Annotated in this window: 20 protein-coding genes; 12 read left to right on the plus strand and 8 right to left on the minus strand. The window is 64.8% G+C overall.

Translation table 11 applies throughout. The features are described from left to right. Positions 1-17: 17 nt before the first annotated feature. Together AC3A6F_RS04590 and AC3A6F_RS04595 are read right to left on the minus strand one after the other, a co-directional pair. On the minus strand, positions 18-1,007 hold the full coding sequence (locus AC3A6F_RS04590) for a zinc-dependent alcohol dehydrogenase family protein (RefSeq protein ID WP_487678787.1): 990 nt from the start codon (positions 1,005-1,007) through the stop codon (positions 18-20). Between the two features lie 63 nt (positions 1,008-1,070). Beyond that, positions 1,071-1,373 carry an ArsR/SmtB family transcription factor gene (locus tag AC3A6F_RS04595; protein WP_071363555.1) on the minus strand — a complete coding sequence of 101 codons (303 nt, stop codon included), beginning with the start codon at positions 1,371-1,373 and terminating at the stop codon, positions 1,071-1,073. A 280-nt stretch (positions 1,374-1,653) separates the two neighbouring features. On the opposite strand from AC3A6F_RS04595, the gene prpB reads away from it, so the two are divergent. From prpB to AC3A6F_RS04620, 5 genes are all read left to right on the plus strand, one after another. Beyond that, complete coding sequence (gene prpB, locus AC3A6F_RS04600; protein WP_487678788.1) at positions 1,654-2,544, plus strand: methylisocitrate lyase; 891 nt, start codon at positions 1,654-1,656, stop codon at positions 2,542-2,544. Positions 2,545-2,556: 12 nt separating this feature from the next. Continuing rightward, the gene (gene prpC / locus AC3A6F_RS04605) at positions 2,557-3,717 is read left to right on the plus strand and encodes a bifunctional 2-methylcitrate synthase/citrate synthase (protein ID WP_487678789.1); all 1,161 of its coding nucleotides are present in this window, start codon (positions 2,557-2,559) and stop codon (positions 3,715-3,717) included. A gap of 169 nt (positions 3,718-3,886) precedes the next feature. Further along, entirely contained in the window at positions 3,887-6,490 is a 2,604-nt protein-coding gene (acnD, locus tag AC3A6F_RS04610; RefSeq protein WP_487678791.1) for a Fe/S-dependent 2-methylisocitrate dehydratase AcnD, read from the plus strand. Positions 6,491-6,504: 14 nt separating this feature from the next. Then, complete coding sequence (prpF, locus tag AC3A6F_RS04615; RefSeq protein WP_487678792.1) at positions 6,505-7,707, plus strand: 2-methylaconitate cis-trans isomerase PrpF; 1,203 nt, start codon at positions 6,505-6,507, stop codon at positions 7,705-7,707. A gap of 143 nt (positions 7,708-7,850) precedes the next feature. Further along, complete coding sequence (locus tag AC3A6F_RS04620; RefSeq protein WP_487678793.1) at positions 7,851-10,466, plus strand: sensor domain-containing protein; 2,616 nt, start codon at positions 7,851-7,853, stop codon at positions 10,464-10,466. 117 nt (positions 10,467-10,583) lie between these two features. Here the strand turns inward: AC3A6F_RS04620 and xth are convergent, their stop codons facing one another. Further along, positions 10,584-11,351, minus strand: coding sequence for an exodeoxyribonuclease III (gene xth, locus AC3A6F_RS04625; protein ID WP_487678794.1), 768 nt, complete (start codon positions 11,349-11,351; stop codon positions 10,584-10,586). A gap of 186 nt (positions 11,352-11,537) precedes the next feature. Next, the gene (locus AC3A6F_RS04630; RefSeq protein ID WP_487678795.1) at positions 11,538-11,933 is read right to left on the minus strand and encodes a hypothetical protein; all 396 of its coding nucleotides are present in this window, start codon (positions 11,931-11,933) and stop codon (positions 11,538-11,540) included. 483 nt (positions 11,934-12,416) lie between these two features. Between AC3A6F_RS04630 and AC3A6F_RS04635 the strand changes: the two genes are divergently transcribed. From AC3A6F_RS04635 to AC3A6F_RS04645, 3 genes are all read left to right on the plus strand, one after another. Then, complete coding sequence (locus AC3A6F_RS04635) at positions 12,417-12,761, plus strand: phiTE_015 family protein (protein WP_320474850.1); 345 nt, start codon at positions 12,417-12,419, stop codon at positions 12,759-12,761. A 10-nt stretch (positions 12,762-12,771) separates the two neighbouring features. Next, positions 12,772-12,984: a DUF1653 domain-containing protein gene (locus AC3A6F_RS04640; protein WP_487678796.1), complete on the plus strand. Its 213-nt coding sequence runs from the start codon at positions 12,772-12,774 to the stop codon at positions 12,982-12,984. Between the two features lie 65 nt (positions 12,985-13,049). Continuing rightward, a complete protein-coding gene (locus tag AC3A6F_RS04645) occupies positions 13,050-13,505 on the plus strand; it encodes a hypothetical protein (RefSeq protein ID WP_487678797.1) in 456 nt (151 codons plus the stop codon). A gap of 202 nt (positions 13,506-13,707) precedes the next feature. On the opposite strand, the gene AC3A6F_RS04650 is transcribed toward AC3A6F_RS04645, so the two are convergent. Then, positions 13,708-15,201 (minus strand): leucyl aminopeptidase, encoded by a 1,494-nt coding sequence (locus AC3A6F_RS04650; protein WP_487678798.1) that lies wholly within the window; start codon positions 15,199-15,201, stop codon positions 13,708-13,710. Between the two features lie 64 nt (positions 15,202-15,265). Between AC3A6F_RS04650 and lptF the strand changes: the two genes are divergently transcribed. The 4 genes from lptF (at position 15,266) to AC3A6F_RS04670 (ending at position 19,970) form a co-directional block, all read left to right on the plus strand. After that, positions 15,266-16,423 carry an LPS export ABC transporter permease LptF gene (gene lptF, locus AC3A6F_RS04655; protein WP_487678799.1) on the plus strand — a complete coding sequence of 386 codons (1,158 nt, stop codon included), beginning with the start codon at positions 15,266-15,268 and terminating at the stop codon, positions 16,421-16,423. After that, a complete protein-coding gene (gene lptG, locus AC3A6F_RS04660; RefSeq protein ID WP_487678800.1) occupies positions 16,420-17,604 on the plus strand; it encodes an LPS export ABC transporter permease LptG in 1,185 nt (394 codons plus the stop codon). The genes lptF and lptG overlap by 4 nt, the downstream gene beginning before the upstream one ends. Beyond that, complete coding sequence (locus tag AC3A6F_RS04665; protein WP_487678801.1) at positions 17,604-17,987, plus strand: sirohydrochlorin chelatase; 384 nt, start codon at positions 17,604-17,606, stop codon at positions 17,985-17,987. The genes lptG and AC3A6F_RS04665 overlap by 1 nt, the downstream gene beginning before the upstream one ends. A gap of 135 nt (positions 17,988-18,122) precedes the next feature. Further along, complete coding sequence (locus AC3A6F_RS04670; RefSeq protein WP_487678802.1) at positions 18,123-19,970, plus strand: DUF4214 domain-containing protein; 1,848 nt, start codon at positions 18,123-18,125, stop codon at positions 19,968-19,970. Positions 19,971-19,973: 3 nt separating this feature from the next. On the opposite strand, the gene cobA is transcribed toward AC3A6F_RS04670, so the two are convergent. Genes cobA through cysD form a run of 3 tightly spaced genes read right to left on the minus strand, consistent with a single transcriptional unit; the run spans position 19,974 to position 22,969 of the window. After that, positions 19,974-20,690, minus strand: coding sequence for a uroporphyrinogen-III C-methyltransferase (gene cobA, locus AC3A6F_RS04675; protein ID WP_487678804.1), 717 nt, complete (start codon positions 20,688-20,690; stop codon positions 19,974-19,976). A gap of 27 nt (positions 20,691-20,717) precedes the next feature. Continuing rightward, complete coding sequence (gene cysN, locus AC3A6F_RS04680; RefSeq protein ID WP_487678805.1) at positions 20,718-22,034, minus strand: sulfate adenylyltransferase subunit CysN; 1,317 nt, start codon at positions 22,032-22,034, stop codon at positions 20,718-20,720. Further along, the gene (gene cysD, locus AC3A6F_RS04685; protein WP_487678806.1) at positions 22,034-22,969 is read right to left on the minus strand and encodes a sulfate adenylyltransferase subunit CysD; all 936 of its coding nucleotides are present in this window, start codon (positions 22,967-22,969) and stop codon (positions 22,034-22,036) included. Before cysD ends, cysN begins: the two co-directional genes overlap by 1 nt. Between the last annotated feature and the right edge of the window lie 25 nt (positions 22,970-22,994).

Genomic DNA, 22,994 nt, shown 5'->3' on the forward strand with positions numbered 1-22,994 from the left:
GAAGTGAATCAATCGACTCAGGCTTGTGCGCTGGTGTGATCGGCCAACGGCCCCACCGCGATCGCGATCTTCCCCTTCAGGCCGTTGTCACGGCTTTCCAGCCGCGCGTGCGCAAGCGGGATGTCGGCTAGCGAATAGACGGCGCCGACGTGGGGTTTCAGCTGGCCGCGCTCGATCAGGGCGCTCAGTTCGTCCAGCTTGCCGCGGTTCTGGCGGGTGAAGACGAAGTGGTAGCTCGCATTCTTGCCCCAGGCCTGGATCAGGTTCTGCGGCTGTGCGATGTCCACGATCGAGACGACGCGGCCGAGTTGCGCCAGCACGTCCGGGCTGCGCGCCAGGGTGTCGCCGCCGATGGTGTCGAACACCACGTCGACGCCGTGACCGCCGGTCTCGCGCAGGATGGCGTCAACGTAATCTTCTTGCGTGTAATCGATGACGACGTCGGCGCCCAGGGAGCGTGCGAACTCGAAATTGTCCTCCTTGACCGTGGTGAACACGCGGGCGCCCATGGCTTTGGCGACCTGGATCACGACGTGGCCGACACCACCCGCGCCGCCATGGATCAGGATGCTTTCCCCGGCTTTCAGCTGGGCGCGCACAGCCAAGGCTTCCCACGCGGTTCCGCCGACGAGGGTCAGGCTGGCGGCCTCGAGATGGGTCAGCGAAGCCGGCTTCTTGCCGATGATGCTCTCGGCGGCCACATGGTATTCGGCATAGCTACCGGGGCCGTCGAAGATTTGCGGGGTGTACCAGACTTCGTCGCCTGGCGCGAACGCGGTCACGCCCGGTCCGACTTCCTCGACCACGCCCGACACGTCATGGCCGGTGATGCCCGGCAGCGGCACCAGGTCGGCATAGTCGCCGCGGCGGACCTGGTAGTCCAGGGGATTGATGGAGGTGGCCTGCACCCGGACCAGCACCTGGCCGGCCTGCGGCACGGGTTTCGGTACGTCGCGCAGTTCAAACGATTGCGGGCCGCCAAAAGAAGTGAGCACTTGAGCTTTCATGATAATTCCTCGTTTCGTTAAAAAGGGATATCGGTAATTCTCGATATATAGTGATAAAAAAATTTACAGCTCTTTCCCGATGATCTCGGCGAGGGCGCTGATGGTTGCCTCGTTCCTTTTGTAGTACGTCCACTGGCCGATACGCCGCACTTCAACCAGGCCAGCTCGCTGCAATGTTGCAAGGTAATCGGACACGGTCGACTGCGACAGGCCAACGCCTTCCTGGATACTGCTCACGCAAACACCAACCGTGTGCACGTCGCCCTCGTCTTGCGGAGGGAAATGTTTCTCCGGGTCCTTCAAGCCTTTCAGGATATCGAGGCGTGTGCGGTTAGAGAGGGCTTTGAAGATGTCTAGCAGTTCCATGACTCCTAGTATATCGGGATATCCCGATATGTCAAGACGTTCGTTTCGATCACGGCGGCACTTTAAGCAAGTCTTAATTGTTTCAAGCGTTGCATCGTATTGTTTCAGCATGAAACGACGCGGAGGGCGGCGCCAGGTGGATATGCTGGGATCATATGCGGCACTCCACGCTAAGTGACTGAATACAATAGGAATAACTGGATAAATGAAGATTGTTGGCGCGCTGGCACGAGGTTTGCAATATCAGGCTGGACATCCACCGCATCTGAAAGGACACCGCATGACCAAGCTCTCCGCCGGCGCCGCATTTCGCAAGGCAATGCAGGAAGAATCCCCATTGCAAGTGGTCGGCGCGATCAACGCCAATCACGCCCTGCTGGCCCAGCGCGCCGGCTTCAAGGCGATCTACCTGTCGGGCGGCGGCGTGGCTGCGGGTTCGCTGGGCTTGCCGGATCTTGGCATCTCGAACCTGGACGACGTCCTGATCGACGTACGCCGCATCACCGACGTGTGCGACCTGCCGCTGCTGGTCGACGTCGACACCGGTTTCGGCGCATCGGCCTTCAATGTGGCGCGCACCGTGCGCACCCTGGCCAAGGCCGGCGCCGCCGCCTGCCACATCGAAGACCAGGTCGGCGCCAAGCGCTGCGGCCACCGCCCGGGCAAGGAAATCGTCAGCAAGGACGAGATGGTCGACCGCATCAAGGCGGCCGCCGATGCCCGTCCGTACGACGAGTTCGTGATCATGGCGCGCACCGATGCGCTGGCCGTGGAAGGCCTGGACGCCGCCATCGAACGCGCCGTGGCGTGCGTGCAAGCCGGGGCCGACATGATCTTCCCCGAGGCGATGACGAGCCTGGAGATGTATAAACAGTTCGCCGACGCGGTCAAGGTGCCGGTGCTGGCCAATATCACCGAATTCGGCTCCACCCCGCTGTTTACCGTCGACGAACTGAAAAGCGCTGGTGTCGGCCTGGTGCTGTATCCGCTGTCGGCGTTCCGCGCGATGAACAAGGCGGCCGAGAACGTGTACAACGCGATCCGCCGCGACGGCACCCAGCAGAACGTGCTCGACACCATGCAGACGCGCGCGGAACTGTACGACCGCATCGACTACCATAGCTATGAACACAAGCTCGACGCGCTGTTCGCCCAGAACAAAGCGAAATAAGGAGAACCGAGGATGACGACCCAGAACAACGAGACCCCAACCTTCAAGCCGAAGAAGTCCGTGGCCCTGTCCGGCGTGGCCGCGGGCAATACCGCGCTGTGCTCGGTCGGCAAATCGGGCAACGACCTGCACTACCGCGGCTACGACATCCTGGACGTGGCCGACGCCTGCGAATTCGAGGAAATCGCCTATCTGCTGGTGCACGGCAAGCTGCCGAACGAGGCCGAGCTGCGCGGCTACAAGGCCAAGCTCAAGTCCTTGCGCGGCCTGCCGCAGGCCGTCAAGAGCGCGCTCGAGGCGCTGCCGGCCGGCGCGCATCCGATGGACGTGATGCGCACCGGCGTGTCGGTGCTGGGCTGCACCTTGCCCGAGAAGGACGACCATAACATCGCCGGCGCGCGCGACATCGCCGACCGCCTGATGGCGTCGTTCGGCTCGATGCTGCTGTACTGGCACCACTACAGCCACAATGGCAAGCGCATCGAAGTGGAAACCGACGACGATTCGATCGGCGGCCACTTCCTGCACTTGCTGCACGGCTTCAAGCCGCGCGAGTCCTGGGTGCAGGCGATGCACACCTCGCTGATCCTGTACGCCGAGCACGAATTCAACGCGTCGACCTTTACCGCGCGCGTGATCGGCGGCACCGGCTCCGACATGCACTCGGCCATCACCGGCGCCATCGGCGCGCTGCGCGGTCCGAAACACGGCGGCGCCAACGAGGTGGCGCTCGACATCCAGAAGCGTTATGAAAGCGCCGACGAAGCCGAAGCCGACATCCGCAACCGCATGGCCAACAAGGAAGTCGTGATCGGCTTCGGCCACCCGGTGTACACGATCTCGGACCCGCGCAACAAAGTGATCAAGGAAGTGGCGCGCTCGCTGTCTTCCGAGGCAGGTTCGATGAAGATGTTCGACATCGCCGAGCGCCTGGAATCGGTGATGTGGGAGGTGAAAAAGATGTTCCCGAACCTGGATTGGTTCTCGGCCGTGTCGTACCACATGATGGGCGTGCCGACCGCCATGTTCACGCCGCTGTTCGTCATCTCGCGCACCTCGGGCTGGGCCGCCCACGTCATCGAGCAGCGCATCGACAACAAGATCATCCGCCCGAGCGCGAATTACGTCGGTCCGGAAGACCTGCAGTTCGTGCCGCTGGCAGAACGCAAGTAACTCATCGTCATCCATTAGCACCACGATCATTCGCACGTCATTCCCGCGAAGGCGGGAATCCAAGTAAGCTTGCAGGCCACATAAGCGTTTGGGGTCACGCACGCAAAATTGGGTCCCCGCCTTCGCGGGGACGACGGTTTTCAGGTTAGCTAATCAATCGAGCATCGCCATGAATACCAACCACCTGAAACCCCTCCCAGGCACCGATCTGGACTACTTCGACACGCGCGCCGCGGTCGACGCCATCCAGCCCGGCGCCTACGACACCTTGCCCTACACCTCGCGCGTGCTGGCCGAGAACCTCGTGCGCCGCTGCGATCCCGCCTGCATGACCGACTCGCTCAAGCAGATCATCGAACGCAAGCGCGAGCTCGATTTCCCCTGGTTCCCGGCGCGCGTGGTCTGCCACGACATCCTGGGACAGACCGCCCTGGTCGACCTGGCCGGCCTGCGCGACGCCATTGCGCTGCAAGGGGGCGATCCGGCCCTGGTCAATCCGGTGGTGCCGACCCAGCTGGTGGTCGACCACTCGCTGGCCGTCGAATGCGGCGGCTTCGATCCCGACGCGTTCACCAAGAACCGCGCGATCGAGGATCGCCGCAACGAAGACCGCTTCCACTTCATCGACTGGACCAAGAAGGCCTTCCAGAACGTCGACGTGATCCCGCCCGGTAACGGCATCCTGCACCAGATCAACCTGGAGCGCATGTCGCCCGTGATCCAGGTGGAGAAGGGCGTGGCCTATCCGGACACGCTGGTCGGCACCGACTCGCACACGCCGATGGTCGATGCGCTGGGCGTGATCGCGATCGGCGTCGGCGGGCTGGAAGCCGAAAGCGTGATGCTGGGCCGCGCCTCGTACATGCGCCTGCCCGACATCGTCGGCGTCGAGTTGACGGGCCGGCCCGGCCCCGGTATCACCGCCACCGACACCGTGCTGGCGCTGACCGAGTTCCTGCGCAAGTCGAAAGTCGTCTCCGCCTACCTCGAGTTTTTTGGCGAGGGCGCCGCCGCACTCACCCTGGGCGACCGCGCGACCATCTCGAATATGGCGCCGGAATTCGGCGCCACCGCCGCGATGTTCTACATCGACGAGCAGACCATCAAGTACCTGCGCCTGACCGGCCGCGAGGACGAGACCGTGCACCTGGTCGAGACCTATGCGAAACAGGCCGGCCTGTGGGCCGACAGCCTGCAGAATGCCCAGTACGAACGCACCTTGTCGTTCGACCTCTCCAGCGTGGTGCGCAATATCGCCGGCCCGTCGAACCCGCACAAGCGCGTGCCGACCTCGGAACTGGCGGCGCGCGGCATCGCCGGTAAAGTGGAGAATGAGCCGGGCCTGATGCCCGACGGCGCCGTCATCATCGCCGCCATCACCAGCTGCACCAACACCAACAACCCGCGCAATATGGTCGCCGCCGGCCTGCTGGCGCGCAACGCCAACCGCGCGGGCCTGCTGCGCAAGCCCTGGGTCAAGAGCTCGCTCGCGCCGGGTTCGAAAGCCGTTGCCCTTTATCTGGACGAAGCCGGCCTCACGCCCGAGTTGGACCGGCTTGGCTTCGGCGTCGTGGCGTTTGCCTGCACCACCTGCAACGGCATGAGCGGGGCGCTCGACCCGGCCATCCAGCAAGAGATCATCGAGCGCGACCTGTATGCGACCGCCGTCCTTTCGGGCAACCGCAACTTCGACGGCCGCATCCACCCGTATGCCAAGCAGGCCTTCCTGGCGTCGCCGGCGCTGGTGGTGGCGTATGCGATCGCCGGCACCATCCGCTTCGACATCGAGAAGGACGTGCTGGGCTTGGACGCCGCCGGCAAGGAGATCCGGCTGGCCGACCTGTGGCCATCGGACGACGAGATCGACGCCGTGGTCGCCGCCAGCGTCAAGCCCGAGCAGTTCCGCAAGGTGTATACGCCGATGTTCGCGCGCGTCGTCGACGATGGCGCCGCGGTCAGCCCGCTGTACGACTGGCGTCCACAGAGCACCTATATCCGCCGCCCGCCGTACTGGGAAGGCGCGCTGGCAGGTGAACGCAGCTTGCGCGGCATGCGCCCGCTGGCGGTCCTGGGCGACAACATCACCACCGACCACCTGTCGCCGTCGAACGCGATCATGCTCGATTCGGCCGCCGGCGAATACCTGGCGAAGATGGGCTTGCCCGAAGAAGACTTCAATTCCTACGCCACCCATCGCGGCGACCACCTCACGGCGCAGCGCGCGACCTTCGCCAATCCGACGTTGAGGAACGAGATGGTCAAGGATGGCGTGGGCAATGTGATCGCCGGTTCGTTGGCGCGCATCGAGCCGTCGGGCGAGGTGACCCGCATGTGGGAAGCGATCGAGCATTACATGGAACGCAAGCAGCCGCTGATCGTGGTGGCCGGCGCCGACTATGGCCAGGGCTCGTCGCGCGATTGGGCGGCCAAGGGCGTGCGCCTGGCGGGCGTGGAAGCGATCGTGGCCGAAGGTTTCGAGCGCATCCACCGCACCAACCTGGTGGGCATGGGCGTGCTGCCGCTTGAGTTCAAGCCCGGTATGAATCGCATCACGCTCGGCATCGACGGCACCGAGACCTTCGACGTGGTGGGCGAGCGCGCGCCGCGCGCCGACCTGACGCTGGTGATCCATCGCAGGAACGGAGAACAGCTCGAGGTCGTGGTGACCTGCCGCCTCGATACGGCCGAGGAACTGGCCATCTATGAAGCGGGCGGGGTGCTGCAGCGCTTCGCGCAGGACTTCCTTGAATCGTCGGCGCCCAAGGCGGCCTGATGGAGAACCGCACCATGTCCCACGTCCCCCAAATCAGGATCCCCGCCACCTATATGCGCGGCGGCACCAGCAAAGGCGTGTTCTTCAAGCGCGAAGACCTGCCTGCAGCCGCGCGCGACGCCGGCGCCGCGCGCGACGCGCTGCTGCTGCGCGTGATCGGCAGCCCCGACCCCTACGGCAAGCAGATCGACGGCATGGGCGGCGCCACCTCCAGCACCAGCAAGGCCGTGATCGTCGAGCGCAGCACCCGGCCCGACCACGACGTCGACTACCTGTTCGGCCAGGTGGCGATCGACAAGCCCTTCGTCGACTGGAGCGGCAACTGCGGCAACCTGTCGGCTGCGGTCGGGCCGTTCGCCATCGCCAACGGCCTGGTCGACCCGGCACGGGTGCCGCAGGACGGCATCGCGGTCGTGCGCATCTGGCAGGCCAATATTGGCAAGACCATCGTCGCCCACGTGCCGATGACGGATGGCCAGGTCCGGGAGACGGGCGACTTCGAGCTCGATGGCGTGACCTTCCCGGCGGCCGAGGTGCAGCTCGAATTCATCGATCCGGCGGCCGAGGAGGAGGGCGCCGACGATGAAGCAAGTTCGGCGATGTTCCCGACCGGGAACCTGGTCGACGAACTGGACGTGCCCGGTGTCGGCACGCTGCGCGCGACCATGATCAACGCCGGCATCCCGACCATCTTCGTCGAGGCGGGTGCGGTCGGCTACGACGGCACCGAGCTGCAGGACGCGATCAATGGCGATGCGCGCGCGCTGGCCATGTTCGAGACCATCCGCGCCCACGGCGCGCTGCGCATGGGCCTGATCGCGAGCATCGAGGACGCCGGCAAGCGCCAGCACACCCCGAAGGTCGCTTACGTCGCGAAAGCGGCGGGCTATATCTCGTCCAGCGGCAAGCAGGTGGCGCAGGGCGACGTCGATCTGCTGGTGCGCGCGCTTTCGATGGGCAAGCTGCACCACGCGATGATGGGGACGGCGGCGGTGGCGATCGGCACCGCGGCGGCGATTCCCGGCACCCTGGTCAACCTCGCGGCCGGCGGCGGGGAACGCAGCGCGGTGCGTTTCGGCCATCCGTCCGGCACCCTGCGCGTGGGCGCCGAAGCGGTGCAGCGGGACGGCGCCTGGAGCGTCAGCAAAGCCATCATGAGCCGCAGCGCGCGGGTCTTGATGGAGGGGCGGGTATGCGTGCCGGGTGATGCTTTCTGATGCGCCAGGGCGGCATTCGCACGGTGTCGCTTTCTTGTCGCAAGCAGTTCAATTGCAGGCCTGTTTCGCGGTATGATTGTCTCCCTTATTGCCACTCGGCAACTCAAGGCAACCATGAGTATTGGCCGCGACTGTAACAACCGATGGATGGATTTTCGAACCTGCAATTAGCTGACGTTGCGGAGGCCGGTGTATACGATGCGGACCTGGCGCAGCTGGCGGATCTGGCCGCCTTGCGGCGCATGGTGCGCGAGCAGCGCGCCGTGTTCGAGAACGCGCCGGTCGGCATCGCCGTCACCCAGCCCGACCGGATCCGCTCGTTCAATCCGCGCGCGGGCGAGATGTTCGGCTTCGCGCCGGACGAGGTCGGAGGCATCGCGCCGGCCGAGGTCTGCGTCTCGCCCGAGGATTACGAGACCTTGATCCGGGAAGCGTTCGCGGTGCTGGCCGCGGGCGGGCTGTTCGAAAAGAGCGAGCAGCAGTTCCGCCGCCGCGACGGCAGCACCTTCTGGGCGCGCCTGCGCGGCTGCGCGGTCGAACCGGGCAACCGCGACGCCGGGACGATCTGGATCGTCGAGGACGTGACCGAGGCGCGCCAGGCCATGAGCGAGGTGCAGGCGATCATGACCAATGCCTCGATCGGCATCATGTTCACCCGCAATCGCGTGATCCGGCGCGCCAATCCCGCCTTCTGCCAGATGTTCGGCTATGCCGAGGGCGAGCCGATCGGGGTGTCCACGCGCGTGATCTACCCCGACGAAGGCGCCTATCGCCAGCTCGGCGCCGAGGCCTATCCGCAGCTGGCCGACGGCCGCCCGTTCACCACCTCGCGCACCCTGGTGCGCAAGGACGGCACGCCGGCCTGGGTCCAGATGATCGGCTACCAGGTCAATGCGAACGACCCCGACAAGGGCACGATCTGGATGCTCGAAGACCGCACCCGCGAGCGCAGCGACGAGCAATCGCTGCGCGAGGCGCTGATGGAAAACCGCGCCATCCTCGACAACGCGGTACTGGGCATTGCCGTGGTCGAGGGCGGCCGCACCCTGCACTGCAACCGCAAGATGGAAGAGCTGTTCGGCGCGCCGCCGGGCGGCATGGACGGCATCGCGGTGCGCTCGCTGTATCCCGACCACGTCAGCTGGAAGGAGGCGCGCGAGCTCTCCGGACGCCAGTTCGCGCTGGACCAGGCCCACATGGCCGAGCACGAGATGGTGCGGCGCGACGGCAGCCGCTTCTGGGCGCGCCTGTCGGGCCGCCTGTTCGACCTGGCCCAGGCGGGTGGCAGGAGCGTGTGGCTGGTGGACGACGTCACCGCCCAGCGCGAGGCGGCCGACGCCATCCTGCGCGCGCGCGACGAACTCGAGGTGCGGGTGGCCGAGCGCACCGCCGAACTGGCCGGCGCCAACGCCCTGCTGCAGGAAGAGATCAACGAGCGGCGCCAGGCCGAGGCGCGCGTGCACCACATGGCCTACCACGACAGCCTGACCGGCCTGCCCAACCGCGCCATGCTGTCCGAGCGGCTCGATGCGGCGATGCGCGCCGTGGCATCGGGCGACGCGCCGCATCAGGGGCAGCAACTGGCCCTGATGTTCATCGACCTCGACCGCTTCAAGAACATCAACGATACCCTGGGCCACATGGTCGGCGACCAGCTGCTGCGCAACGTCGCCCTGCGCCTGGTGACGGCGGTGCGGCCCAGCGACCTGGTGGCGCGCCTGGGCGGCGACGAGTTCGTGGTGCTGATGCCGGGGATCGCCGGCAAGGGCGACGCCGCCGCGGTGGCCGACCGCATCATCGCCGCGCTGTCGATGTCGTGCCAGATCGACGGCCATAGCCTGCACATCTCGCCTTCGATCGGGATCTGCCTGTATCCGGACGATGGGGTCGACGTCGAGACCCTGATGCGCCACGCCGACGCCGCGATGTACCAGGCCAAGGCGGCCGGCCGCAACAATTACCAGTTCTTCACCGAGCGCATGAACCTGGCGGCGGCGCGCCATTTCGAGCTCGAATCGAGCCTGCGCGGCGCCCTGGCGCGGGACGAGTTCGCACTCTACTTTCAGCCGATCATGTGCACCGAAACGCGCCGCCCGCGCGCACTCGAAGTGCTGCTGCGCTGGCGCCGTGACGGGGCGCTGGTGGGGCCGGACGAATTCATCCCGATCCTGGAAGAGAGCGGCATGATCATGGAAGTGGGCGATTGGGTGATCCGCAGCGCCTGCGTCCAGGTCATGCAGTGGCAGCGCGAGGGGCTGGATGTGGTGCCGCTGGCGATCAACCTGTCGGCGCGCCAGTTCACGCACCAGGGCCTGGTCGACTCGATCCGCGCCATCGTCGACGAGACGGGGATCGCACCGGGCCTGGTGGAGTTCGAGATCACCGAGACCGCGCTGATGCAGCACGGTGGCCAGACACTCGAGATCCTGCGTCAGATAAACGCGATGGGGATGTGCCTGTCGATCGACGATTTCGGCACCGGGTATTCGAGCCTGGCCTACCTGAAGCGCTTCCCGGTACGCAAGATCAAGATCGACCGCGCCTTCGTGCGCGAGCTCGAAGCCAGCACCGAGGACCGCGCCATCGTGGCGGCGGTGATGGCGCTGGCCAACAGCCTGCAATTGTCGGTGGTGGCCGAAGGGGTGGAGACGGAAGGGCAGTATGCCCTGCTGCGCTCCTTCGGGTGCCAGTATGCGCAGGGCTATCTGTTCGCGCGGCCGTTGCCGGCGGAGCAGGTGGCCAGCTTGCTGGCGGGGTGATTCAAGTGTACGCTGAACGCGTCGGCAGGGGATCTGCCGAACCTACGTAGGGTTGGCAGCTATGCTGCCGACGCGTCCAACCAGCCGATTTGTAGATGCGCTGCTGAAACGAAGGTGTCAATCCGCCAAGGTCGCCACCACCGGCGCATGATCCGAAGGCTGCTCCCACTTGCGCGTCTCGCGATCGATGTGGCACGCGGTGCAGCGATCGGCCAGTGTCTTCGACAGCAGGATATGGTCGATGCGCAGGCCGCGGTTGCGGCGGAACGCCATCTGGCGGTAGTCCCACCAGCTGTATTGCTTCTCGGGCTGCTCGAACAGGCGGAAAGCGTCCAACAGGCCGAGCGCCATCAGCTCCTGCAGCGCGGCGCGCTCGGGCAGCGAGAAGTGGATGCGGCCTTCCCATTCGGCCGGGTCGTGCACGTCGCGCGCTTCGGGCGCGATATTGTAGTCGCCCAGGATCGCGAACTGCGCGTGCGCGGCCATTTCCGCCGCCACCCAGGTGCGCAGTGCGTCCAGCCAGGCCAGCTTGTACGTATATTTGTCGGAACCCACTTCCTGACCGTTCGGCACGTAGGCGCAGATGAAGCGCACGCCTCCGATCGTGGCCGCCAGCAGGCGCTGCTGGGCGTCTTCATAATGCGGGTTGTTCCTGACCACGTCCTCGATCGGCAGCTTCGACACGATGGCCACGCCGTTATAGGTCTTCTGGCCCGAAAACGCGACCTGGTAGCCGGCGGCGTTCAGCTCGGCCAGGGGAAATTTGTCATCCGTGAGCTTGGTCTCCTGGATGCAGACCACGTCGACCGGATTGGCCTCCAGCCATTGCAGCAGGTGAGCAAGGCGTACCTTCAGGGAGTTGACGTTCCAGGTAACGATCTTCATGTGTTTTCTACTTGACTGAAAGGATGGCGCCGGCTGGCTCTGGAGAGAACGAGGGTTCGCCGGCTGATGGAAACCCGGCAGTATAGGTGTTTGCCGCGAACCTTGTACAGCAGCGGGCCAGGATCGCCGCTGCAAAAACAGACATGCCGCCAGGACGGCGGCATGATCGACCATCCGACGGGGGTCTTAGTTATTGAAAAGACCGGTTTTCTGGGTCACATCCGCTTCGCTCATGGCATAGCGGCGCACGATGTTCTGTTCGTCATACATCACCACGAGTTCCTTTTTCTTGCCGCTGGCGCTGGCGCCGAACAGGTTCACGATCGGCACATAGCTGATGGCGTCGGCGGACACATTGGAGAAATCGTAGTTCCAGACTTCAAGTCCACCATCGGTGAAGGTGGTCTTGGTCGGGGAACCGAACATGGCCCGAACTTCGGTCTTGGTGGTTTTACCTTGGACGATTTTCTGTGAGACGGACGACTCGGTTTCCTTGCGGAGCGATTCGTTGCCAACACTCTGGCAGCCGGACAGCGTCAATACGGCGAGCATGGCGCCGCTGAGCAGGAAGTTCTTTTTCATTTCAACCCTCTATTATCGTTTTCGTTGATGGCGCCAAAGCATGGCCTTTGCACCGTCACCACAATAATTGAACGCCTATAACATTTCAATATGGAAATAATAGATGTGCCTTACTAACAACGCGAATATGCATCTGGAATGTTTATCACCTGCGTATTTACGAATGTGTGCTGACGAAATTGTTACCAATGTAACCTAATGTAGAGATATCGATTAGTAGACTGTTAAAATTCCTCAAGAAGGTATGTCACGAGCACTCCAAGCGGCATGGCGACATCACTTGGTCATCTCGCGATCGTTGCCCGTGGGCAACAATAAAATTGCGCTTGTGCAACTTCCGATATACTATGGATGGCAAGATGCAGGGAGGGAAGAATTCGTTACACAGTTGGCGCCGGCTACTGAAGTGCGGTAGTGGTACTATTGTGAAATATTCGGTTTCACAAGTTAATGATCCGAACGCAGATTTGAAAAAGGACAGAAATGCGCAGTGCATTTGAAGCGTGGGCCCAGCGTGAGGGCCACATTGTTCGCCGCCGCGAAGACAAGCCCGAGGAATACCTCGTTTTTGAAACCCAGCGCCGTTGGGTGATCTGGCAGGCAGCCCTGGCGCATGGCGCCAAGGCCGCCGCCGACACGCCATCGAAGTTCGCCAAGGATGGCGCAGCGCCGGCGATCGCCCAGGACGAAGCAGCCGTGCGCAATCGCGTGCTGAACGAAGTGCTGGACGCCTTCAGCGAACTGGACGAGACCGCCGGCATGGAAGGCGTGCTCAAGGTTATCCAGGGCCTGAAGAAAAAGCAGAAGGCCGAGACCGAAAAGGTCTGATCCCGTCCGCATGCCGACGCGTTACCGCCATTACAAGGGCGGCATCTACGAGCTGGTGTGCGAAGCAGTGCTGGAAGCCGACCACACACCCCTGGTCGTCTATCGCGGCCAGGATGGTGTCGTGTGGGTAAGGCCCCGTGACGCCTTCTTCGAAACGGTGACGGTCGACGGCAAGGTCCTGCCGCGATTCACCCTGCTCGACGCCACACCCGCGTGCGCGTAGCGGGCAGGGCTTCAGTTGCGGCGCGCTGCTGCCGTTAACGAGGTATCTGCCTCTTGAAGCTCGCCATGTCGTTTCCATTCCGCTCGTTTGCCGTTGCCGCTTTTGCCTCCCTTGCCCTGGGCGGCTGCGCGACCATGTCCGAATCCCCCGTGCAGCAACTCGAGGTGCGCGCCGTGCTCGATTACCGCGAGATCGGCGGGGTCGGTTGCATCCTCAGCAATGACGTCGGTCGCTGGTATATGATCGCCCCGGGGCGGGTGACCGTCACCCGCAGCGGCGAGCCGCTGTCGATCAGCTGCAAGAAGGGTTCGGCCGCCACCGCCGCCGAAGTCGTCCAGGCCAGGCTCGATACCAGCAACCTGATGGGCAACCTGGTCATCAGCGCGGGGCTTGGCTACTTCGTCGACCGCCATTCGGGGGCGGGTTATGGCTATCCGGCCATCCTGACCGTCGTCATGCAGCCGTCCGCGCCGCCGCCCGAGGCGGCGGGGGCGAATCCGCTCGATACGCGGGTGTTCTGATTCCGAGTTACCCGGCCCAGTCTCGATTTTCGTTAGCCCAAACACGTCGTCCCCGCGAAGGCGGGGACCCAAGTTGCATGCGTAGCCACTTAAGTTAATTCCAGTGGCCGTACATGCAAACTTGGGTCCCCGCCTGCGCGGGGACGACGGTTTTAGCGCTGTTGGCAAGGTCGGGCAGCCTAGCGGCGCCCGACCAAATCCATTACACGCGATTCATCAGGAACGTGGTCAAGAGCGGCACCGGACGGCCGGTCGCGCCCTTGTTCGCGCCCGATTTCCAGGCGGTGCCGGCGATGTCCAGGTGGGCCCAGGTGTACTTGCGGGTAAAGTTCTCCAGGAAGCAGGCTGCGGTGATCGAGGCTGCGCCCGGGGTGCCGATATTGGCCAGGTCGGCGAAGTTCGACTTGAGCTGGTCGTTGTAGATATCGCCCAGCGGGAAGCGCCATGCCACGTCGCCCGCCTGCTTGCCGGCGTCGAGCAGTTCGTTCGCGAGGCCGTCGTGGGCGGCGTCGTCGCGCGTGAACAGGCCGCTGGTGTGGTGGCCCAGGGCCACGATGCAGGCGCCGGTCAGGGTCGCGATGTCGACCACGGCGGCCGGCTTGAAGCGCTCGGCGTAGGTGAGGGCGTCGCACAGGATCAGGCGGCCTTCAGCGTCGGTGTTGAGCACTTCGATGGTAGTGCCGTTCATCGCTGTGACGATGTCGCCCGGCTTGGTGGCGCGGCCCGACGGCATGTTCTCGCAGGCGGCGACGATGCCGACCACATTCAGTTTCAGGCCCATCTCGCCGATGGCGCGGAAGGTGCCGAGCACCGAGCCGGCGCCGCACATATCGTATTTCATTTCGTCCATGCCTGGACCAGGCTTGAGCGAAATGCCGCCGGTGTCGAAGGTGATGCCCTTGCCGACCAGGACCACCGGCGCGTCTTTCGACTTGCCGCCGTTGTGCTTGAGGACGATGAACTTCGGCGCTTCTTCGCTACCGCGCGTCACCGACAGGAAGCTGCCCATCTTGAGCGCTTCGAGCTGCTTGCGTTCCAGGACTTCGATGTCGAAGCCGTAGTCGTCGGCCAGCTTGCGCGCGGTATTGGCCAGGAAGGTCGGGGTGCAGACGTTCGGCGACAGGTTGCCCAGTTCCTTCGTCAGGTTCATGCCGTTGGCGATCGCCGCGGCCTGGGTCAGCGTGGCCTTGTCCAGGCCGGCGGCTGGCGCCGCAACGACGATCTTGCGCACGCCGGCGAGGGCTGGATCCTTCTTGCTCTTCTGGCCGTCGGTGCGGAATTCGGCTTCGCTGGCGCCGATCACGAGGGCACGCAGCGCCCAGTTTGCGTCGCGCTCTTTCACGCTGTCGAGCGGGAATGCGATAATGGCGTCCGCCGCGCCGAGGGTGGAGAACACTTTCAGTGCGGCGGTGACGCCGGTGGTAAAGCTTTTTTCGCTGGCGACGTCGTCGCTACCGAGGCCGACCAGCAGCACGCGCGCGGCGGCCACACCGGCCACGCCGCGCAGCAGCAGGGTCGAACCCGGCTTGCCGCTGATGTCGCCCGATTTGAGCGCCGCACTGATGTCGCCGTTCACATCGAGTGCTTTTGCCGCAGCCGACAGTTTCTTGTTCTCGTACACCGCAACCGCGATGCAGCCTGATTTCGCAGCGGCCAGGGTGTTTTTTGTGTCGAATGCTTTTATGCTAAAGTCCATTTGGTTCTCCGTTTCGATGTTTGGCGGCGGACTGCCTAATCTGCAATTATAACTACTCTATTGAATGATTTTCCGACGTTCCCTGCAACGTGAACTGGCGAGCGCCGCGGGCGCCACTTTCACGGTGCTGTTTTCCATCCTCGTCACCTGGACCCTGATCGCCATCCTGGGCCGGGCGGCGGGCGGCAAGGTGGCATCCGGCGATGTGCTGGCGCTGATCGTATTCCGCAGCGCCGAGCTGTTGCCGATCATCCTTATCCTGACGTCCTTCATCGCGGTGGTCGCGACCATCACGCGCAGCTATCGCGATTCCGAGATGGTGGTCTGGTTCGCCTCCGGTCAATCCCTCCTTGGATGGATCCGGCCGGTGCTGGTCCTCGGCCTGCCGATGGTGGCCCTGGTCGGCGCGCTGTCCTTCGTCGTCACGCCCTGGGCCAAGATGAAGAGCGCCGAATTCGTCGAGCGCTTCCAGAAACGCGAAGACCTGCAGCGCGTGGCGCCGGGCCAGTTCCGCGAGTCCAGCTCGAGCGACCGCGTGTTCTTCGTCGAACGCAGCGCCGAGGGCTCGACCGTGGTGCAGAACGTGTTCGTCGGCGGCGTCGACGGCGACAGCCACTCGGTGGTGGTGGCCAAGCAGGGCGTGATCGAATCGGACGGCAAGGGCGGCCAGTTCCTGGTGCTTTCCAATGGCCGCCGCTACGAGGGCGTGCCGGGCCAGGCCGATTTCCAGACCATGGAATTCGAGCGCTACAGCATGCGCGTGGCGACCCAGGCGCCGATGATCGGCGCCGACGTGCCGGTGTCGGCGCTGTCCACGCCGGCGCTCCTGATCGCGCCCAACCGCTTTACCCAGGCCGAACTGCTGGCCCGTATCGCGGCGCCAATCACCTGCCTGGTCCTGATGCTCTTGGCCATCCCGCTTGGATTCGTCAATCCACGCGCCGGTTCGTCGGCCAACCTGATCATCGCCTTGCTGATCTTCTTCACCTATAACAATCTGGTGCGCCTGTCCGAAGCCAGCGTCAAGCAGGGCAAGCTGGCCTTCGCCATGGGCTGGTGGCCATTGCACCTGGCCGCGCTGCTGGTGGTGGTGGGGCTGTTCGCGTGGCGCCTGAACGTGAACCACCGCTATCATCCGCTGGTCCTGATCAGCGCCTTCAAGCGCCGCCGTGTGTTGAAGACATCGCCGGCCGCCAAGCGCGAAGAGGCGCGCGCAGAATGAAAATCCTCCAACGCTATTTCGCCGTCAATATCTTCCAGGCGGTGGCCTTCGTGCTGGCCGCCTTCCTGGCCCTGGTCGCCTTCATGGACCTGACCAGCATCCTGCCGTCGGTCGGCAAGAACGACTTCGGCATGCAGCACGCCTTGCTGTACGTGTTGCTGCTGGTGCCGGGCAATGTCTATCAGGTGATGCCGGTGGCAGCCCTGATCGGCACCATCTATACGATGGCCCAGTTCGCCTCGAGCTCCGAATTTACCATCATGCGCGCCTCGTCGATGTCGACCCGCCAGGCTGCCATGATGCTGTTCAAGATCGGCGCGGTGTTCGTCCTGGTCGCCTTCGTGTTCGGCGAACTGATCACGCCGCGCACGGCGCCGATCGCCGAGCGCATGCGCCTGACCGCCAAGGGTGGCTCGGTGTCGGCGGAGTTCCGGTCGGGCATGTGGACCAAGGACAGCGTGCACGCAGAAGGTGTGCGCGGCAACATCACCGGTTCGCGCTTCTTCAATGTGCGCCGCATCGCGCCCGATGGCCAGCTCGAAGACGTGCGCCTCTACGAGTTCGACAACAATATGCGCATGCGCTCGATCGTCACGGCGGTGCGCGGCACCTATGGCGGCAACAATACCTGGCGCCTGTCCGACGTCACCGAGACCATGTTCACCAATAGCCGCGAGCTGCCGGTGCCCGGATCAAAGGTGCCGGCTGGACAGACCATCCAGAGCACCTATGGCCAGGAAACGGCCTCAGTCTCGACCCGCAAGCTCGACAGCTACGTGCTCGCTTCCGAGATCACGCCCAAGATCCTGTCGGTCTCGCGCTCCGACCCGGAACGCATGTCGGCCGCCGAACTGGCCGTGTACACGCGCCACCTGGCCGAAAACCGGCAAGAGACCGAACGCTTCAAGGTCGCGTTCTGGAAGAAGGTCGTCGACCCGTTCTCGATCTTCGTGCTGATGGCGCTGGCGCTGCCGTTCGCCTACCTGCACACGCGCAGCGGCGGCGTCAGCCTCAAGATCTTCATCGGCATCATGATCGGGGTGAGCTTCCTGCTCATCAATTCACTGTTCTCGCACCTGGGCGTGCTGACCATCCTGCCGGCCTTCCTGACGGCGGTGGCGCCGAGCCTGCTGTTCCTGCTGATGGCGCTCGGGGCGCTGTGGTGGGTGGAAAGGCATTGATGACGCAGCCAACCCAACGAGGACTGATCCTGTTCGCCCACGGTGCGCGTGCCGCCAGCTGGGCCGTGCCGTTCGAGCGGCTGCGCGACGCCACGCAGGCGCAGCTGCCCGCCTGCGAGGTGACGTTGGCCTTCCTGGAATTGATGACGCCCAACCTGCCGGACACGATGGCGGCGATGGTTGCGCGCGGGATCGACCGGGTCACCGTGGTGCCGGTATTTTTGGGGCAGGGCGGCCACCTGCTGCGCGACCTGCCGGCACTGTGCGACACCATCCGCGCCGCGCATCCCGGCCTGGACCTGAACGTGGTCGGCGCGATCGGCGAAGACCCGGGCGTGCAACGCGCCATGACCGATTACTGTGTGGCTGCGCTCGACAATTGATATTTGCCATTATCTGTTGATGTTCAAATATTGTGTTGGATATTGATCGTATTGCCGAACATAATTCATTTATCCTCTATCTGGAACAGCTAGCCTGGCGCATGATCCCCTGAAGCCACTCTTCAGGATACTTTCATGAGCACCGAACTCGACTACGCCCCGGTCGGCATCGTTGACGACCGCGACACGCTGTTCACCACCTTGCACGACGGCGACCTTGCCGCCACCTTGCGCGCCATCGACACCGGCTCGCTGACCGGCGGGCGCTGGGTCATCGACAACCAGGCGCAGCCCGGGCTGTTCCGGATCGCCTACGATCCGGCGCTCGACACCTCGGCGCGGCTGATCGTGGCGAATGCGGCCCTGCTCGAGGAAGGCCGGCCGGCCTCGGTCACCGTGCACTACTACGACCATCACCAGCTGGACGCGCGCGGCAATCCCTTGCCCGGCCACGGTATCGCCGAGACGCTGGTGTATGCGGTGGAGGCGGGTCGCACGCAGGACCTGGACGGCTTCGGCGCCGAGTTCGCGCTCGATACGGGCGGCGGCGCGGCCGATCCGGCCATGGCTACCCTGGCCGATGGCCGCCATGTGACGGTGTGGCAGTCGGACGGCACATCGCTATGGTGCCGGATCGGAGAGAACGCCTTCGAGATCGCCGGCGCGGCCGCGAACGAACCGGCCGTGACGGCGCTCGCCAACGGCGCTTGCGTGGTCGCCTATGGCATGGGTGGCGGCATCGCCTACCGCATCGTGGGCGCCGACGGCGGCATCGGAGGAGAACACCGGGCCGACACCGGCTCGCAGGTGGACGCCGCCATGCCCGACCTGGCGCTATTGCAGGACGGTTCCTTTGCCCTGGCCTGGCGCGAAGGCGGGCAGGTTGCGGTGCGCCAGTTCGACGCCGACGGATCGCCGCGCGGCGCCGTCGAGACCTTCGGCGCGCTCGGCACGGCCTACAGTCCCCAGGTCGTGGCGCACGGCGGCAGCTATGCCGTGTCCTGGGGCGAGATCGGCGATGGCAACGTCTACCTGGCGCGCAGTGGAGACACCCCGGTGGCCGTCAATGGCGACGGCATGGCGGCCATCGACAGCACCGGCGCGCCGCTGCCCGGCATGACCGCGCTGGCGGACGGCGGCTTCGTGGTCGCCTGGGACAGCTACGTCAACAACCCCTTCGGCTTTGCCAGCAGCGACGTGTTCTTCCAGCGCTACGACGCCGCCGGCCAGGCGGCGGGCGGCATCACCCAGGTCAACACCGACCACGCGATTACGGGCCGGTTCGACGCCCAGGTGACGGCGCTCGCCGGCGGCGGCTTCGTCGTGGCCTGGCAGGCGGGCGACTTCGATGGCAACGGGATCTACGGACGTCGTTTCGACGCCCGGGGCGAGGCGGTCGATGCGCGCGAATTCGCGATCAACGAACTGCGCCAGGGCGACCAGGCCGGCCCGGCGCTCACCGCGCTGGCGGATGGCGGCTTCGCCGCGGCCTGGGTCGACACCCAGGCCGATGGTACGGCGCGGATCGAGACGCGTGTGCTGGCCGGCGCGGTACCGCAGCCGCAGCCGGAAGCGCAGGCGCAGGCGCTGAGGCACGACATCGACGGCGTCGCCGGACAAGCCTACCGGCTGTATGCGGCGGCCTTCGACCGTACGCCGGACCCAAAGGGGCTGGGCTACTGGATCGACATGATGGACAAGGGCGTGAGCCTGCGCGCAGCCGCCGCCGGATTCACGGGCAGCCAGGAATTCATCGACCTGTATGGCGCCCATACGAGCGATGCGCAATTCGTCGAGCTGCTGTACCAGAACACCTTGCACCGCGCCGCGGATGCGCAAGGGAGCCAGTTCTGGGTCGATGCGATGCAGGTGCAGGGCGCGGTGCGGGAGGAATTGCTGGCGCAGTTCAGCGAGAGCCCGGAAAACCAGGCGCAGGTGATCGGGGCGATCCAGGCCGGAATCGCATTCACGCCGTGGTTGTAACGCTCAGGCCTGGTGCTCGCGTTTGGCGAGCGCCTCGCCCATCATCACCAGCACGGGCCCGTGGCCGGGTTCGAGGCCGCGCGCAAGGTCGGTGAGGGTCAGGCGAAGGATGCGCTCGTCGGCGCGGCTGCAGTTTTCGACCACCACCACCGGCAGGTCTGCACGCCGCCCTTCGGCCAGCAGGCGTTCGGCGGTGGCGGCGGCTTCGCGGCCACCCATGTACTGGACCAAGGTGTCGGTTTCAGGTAGCGCCGGATGATCGGGTTCGTCCGGCGCCGTGCTGGACGTGAAGAAGGCGACGCTGCGCGCCAGGCCACGTTTGGTGAGCGGCTGCTTGGTCGCGGCGGCGGCGGCGACGGCGGTCGTGATGCCGGGGACGACCTCGACCTCGATCCCCTCGGCCTCCAGCGCGCGCAACTCTTCATCGGCGCGGCCGAACAGCATCGGATCGCCGCCTTTCAGACGAACGACCACCGCATATTTTCGCGCGCACTCGACCAGCTGCTCGTTGATCAGGGTCTGCGCCATCGAGCGCTGGCCCGAGCGCTTGCCGACCGAGATCTTGTCTGCCCGCACGCACAGTTCCAGCATCTCGGGCGTGACGAGGGCGTCATACAGCACCACATCGGCCTGCGCCAGCAGGCGCGCACCGCGCACCGTGATGAGATCAGCCGCGCCGGGACCGGCTCCTACCAGATACACTTTGCCCAGCGCCGCCATGAAATCAACCCCGTCCTCTAGAAACGATTACTCTTCGATGCGGATCATACCCGCTGCGACGGTCTGGTGGGTGACTTCGTCGATCAGGATGAAGGCGCCGGTGGCGCGGATGTCGGCGTAGGCGTCGGCCGCCAGCGGCTGCTGCACGGTCAGCTGCACGCGCGCGATGTCGTTCAGCTTCAGGCCTTCGGCGGGATGGCGTTCTTGCGTATTCACGTCCAGGATGGTGTCCAGGCGCGTCACCTTGGCCGCGGTCTGGCGCGTGCCGTGCTTGATCCAGTACTTGCGGCGCAGGTCGAGCGGCTCGTCGGCCATCCAGCATACGTCGGCCGTCACCTGCTTGAGGAGTAGCGCCGGCTGCTCGGCACCGGCCAGCATATCGCCGCGCGAGACGTCCACGTATTCATTCAGCACCAGGGTCACCGACTGGCCGGCCACGGCCGATTCCAGCGAACCGTCGAAGGTGACGATCTCTTTCACCGTCGCGCTCTGGTTCGAGGGCTGCACGGTCAGCTTGTCGCCGACCTTGACCACGCCCGATTCGATGCGGCCCATATAGCCGCGGAAGTCGTTCGCCTCGTGGCCGTTGTGGCGCGCCACCAGCTGCACCGGGAAGCGGAACGGCGCGGCGTGCGACTGGTCATAGACCGACAGCGATTCGAGCAGCTCGATCAGGGTCGGACCTTCGTACCAGGCCAGTTTGTCCGAACGGTCCACCACGTTGTCGCCGGCCAGCGCCGACAGCGGGATCGCGGTGATGTCCTTCAGCCCCAGCGAAGCGGCAAATTTTTGATATTCGGCCACGATGCGCTCGTAGACGCTGCGGTCGTAGTCGACCAGGTCCATCTTGTTCACGGCCACCACCACGTGCTCGATCTGCAGCAGCTTGGCAATGGTCGAATGGCGCTTGGTCTGCGTCAGCAGCCCGACGCTGCCGTCGTCGCCCAACTTCACCTTCGATACGTCGATCAGGATGATCACGGCGTCGGCGGTCGAGGCGCCGGTGACCATATTGCGGGTGTACTGCTCGTGGCCCGGGGTGTCGGCGATGATGAACTTGCGCTTCGGCGTGGCGAAATAACGGTAGGCCACGTCGATCGTGATGCCCTGTTCGCGCTCGGCTTCGAGTCCGTCGGTCAGCAGCGACAGGTCGATGGTGTCGCCCACGGTGCGCTTGTGCTTGGCGCGCGAGACGGCCGCCAGCTGGTCGGCGAAGATGCCCTTGCTGTCGAACAGCAGGCGGCCGATCAGGGTGCTCTTGCCATCGTCCACCGAGCCGGCGGTGATGAAGCGCAGCAGGGTCGAGCCTGCCTGTTGGTTCAGTTTGTCTGTCATGGCGTTCATCAGAAATATCCCGCTTTTTTACGTTTTTCCATCGAGGCTTCGGAAGTCTGGTCGTCCATCCGGGTCGCGCCGCGCTCGGTCACATCGGTGACGGCCGTCTCGGCGATGATGCTGGCCACGGTGTCGGCCTCGGACGCCACCGGGCAGGTGCACGAGATGTCGCCCACGGTCCGGAAGCGCACGGTGCGCGTTTCGACGGTCTCGCCTTCGCGCGCCGGGGTCAATGGGGTCAGCGGCACCAGCAGGCCGTTACGCGGAATCACTTCGCGCTGGTGGGCAAAATAGATCGGCGGCAGCGCCAGTTTTTCGCGCGCGATGTACTGCCACACGTCCAGCTCGGTCCAGTTCGAGATCGGGAATACGCGCATGTTCTCGCCCGGGTGCACGCGGGTGTTATACAGGTCCCACAGCTCGGGGCGCTGGGCTTTCGGATCCCACTGGCCGAACTCGTCGCGGAAGGAGAAGATGCGTTCCTTGGCGCGCGCTTTTTCTTCGTCGCGGCGGGCGCCGCCGATGCAGGCGTCGAAGCCGTGTTCGGCGATGGTTTCCAGCAGGGTCACGGCCTGGGCCGCATTGCGCGAATCCGTCTGCGGATTGCGCAGGCGCACGGTGCCGCGCTTGATCGAGTCTTCGACGCTGCCGACGATCAGGCGCTCGCCCAGCTCGGCGGCGCGCGCATCGCGGAAGGCGATCACTTCGTCGAAGTTGTGGCCGGTGTCGATATGCACCAGCGGGAAGGGGAATTTGCCCGGGCGGAAAGCCTTCTCGGCCAGGCGCAGCAGGACCACCGAGTCCTTGCCGCCCGAGAACAGCAGGGCGGGATTGCTGCATTCGGCCGCCACTTCGCGCAGGATGTGGATCGCTTCCGATTCCAGCGCGTCCAGGTGGGCGGCGTTCACGTCGCTCAGTACTACATTGTCGCTAACAGTTGTCATCGCTATGCCTGTTCTTTTCTCGGTT

The sequence above is a fragment of the Massilia sp. Soil_C_3 genome, from assembly GCF_057657035.1.

Coding starts and splice junctions, on each gene's coding strand:
- AC3A6F_RS04590 (WP_487678787.1), bottom strand. CDS start 1,007: ATGAAAGCTCAAGTGCTCACTTCTTTTGGCGGCCCGCAATCGTTTGAA.
- AC3A6F_RS04595 (WP_071363555.1), bottom strand. CDS start 1,373: ATGGAACTGCTAGACATCTTCAAAGCCCTCTCTAACCGCACACGCCTC.
- prpB (WP_487678788.1), top strand. CDS start 1,654: ATGACCAAGCTCTCCGCCGGCGCCGCATTTCGCAAGGCAATGCAGGAA.
- prpC (WP_487678789.1), top strand. CDS start 2,557: ATGACGACCCAGAACAACGAGACCCCAACCTTCAAGCCGAAGAAGTCC.
- acnD (WP_487678791.1), top strand. CDS start 3,887: ATGAATACCAACCACCTGAAACCCCTCCCAGGCACCGATCTGGACTAC.
- prpF (WP_487678792.1), top strand. CDS start 6,505: ATGTCCCACGTCCCCCAAATCAGGATCCCCGCCACCTATATGCGCGGC.
- AC3A6F_RS04620 (WP_487678793.1), top strand. CDS start 7,851: ATGGATGGATTTTCGAACCTGCAATTAGCTGACGTTGCGGAGGCCGGT.
- xth (WP_487678794.1), bottom strand. CDS start 11,351: ATGAAGATCGTTACCTGGAACGTCAACTCCCTGAAGGTACGCCTTGCT.
- AC3A6F_RS04630 (WP_487678795.1), bottom strand. CDS start 11,933: ATGAAAAAGAACTTCCTGCTCAGCGGCGCCATGCTCGCCGTATTGACG.
- AC3A6F_RS04635 (WP_320474850.1), top strand. CDS start 12,417: ATGCGCAGTGCATTTGAAGCGTGGGCCCAGCGTGAGGGCCACATTGTT.
- AC3A6F_RS04640 (WP_487678796.1), top strand. CDS start 12,772: ATGCCGACGCGTTACCGCCATTACAAGGGCGGCATCTACGAGCTGGTG.
- AC3A6F_RS04645 (WP_487678797.1), top strand. CDS start 13,050: ATGTCGTTTCCATTCCGCTCGTTTGCCGTTGCCGCTTTTGCCTCCCTT.
- AC3A6F_RS04650 (WP_487678798.1), bottom strand. CDS start 15,201: ATGGACTTTAGCATAAAAGCATTCGACACAAAAAACACCCTGGCCGCT.
- lptF (WP_487678799.1), top strand. CDS start 15,266: ATGATTTTCCGACGTTCCCTGCAACGTGAACTGGCGAGCGCCGCGGGC.
- lptG (WP_487678800.1), top strand. CDS start 16,420: ATGAAAATCCTCCAACGCTATTTCGCCGTCAATATCTTCCAGGCGGTG.
- AC3A6F_RS04665 (WP_487678801.1), top strand. CDS start 17,604: ATGACGCAGCCAACCCAACGAGGACTGATCCTGTTCGCCCACGGTGCG.
- AC3A6F_RS04670 (WP_487678802.1), top strand. CDS start 18,123: ATGAGCACCGAACTCGACTACGCCCCGGTCGGCATCGTTGACGACCGC.
- cobA (WP_487678804.1), bottom strand. CDS start 20,690: ATGGCGGCGCTGGGCAAAGTGTATCTGGTAGGAGCCGGTCCCGGCGCG.
- cysN (WP_487678805.1), bottom strand. CDS start 22,034: ATGAACGCCATGACAGACAAACTGAACCAACAGGCAGGCTCGACCCTG.
- cysD (WP_487678806.1), bottom strand. CDS start 22,969: ATGACAACTGTTAGCGACAATGTAGTACTGAGCGACGTGAACGCCGCC.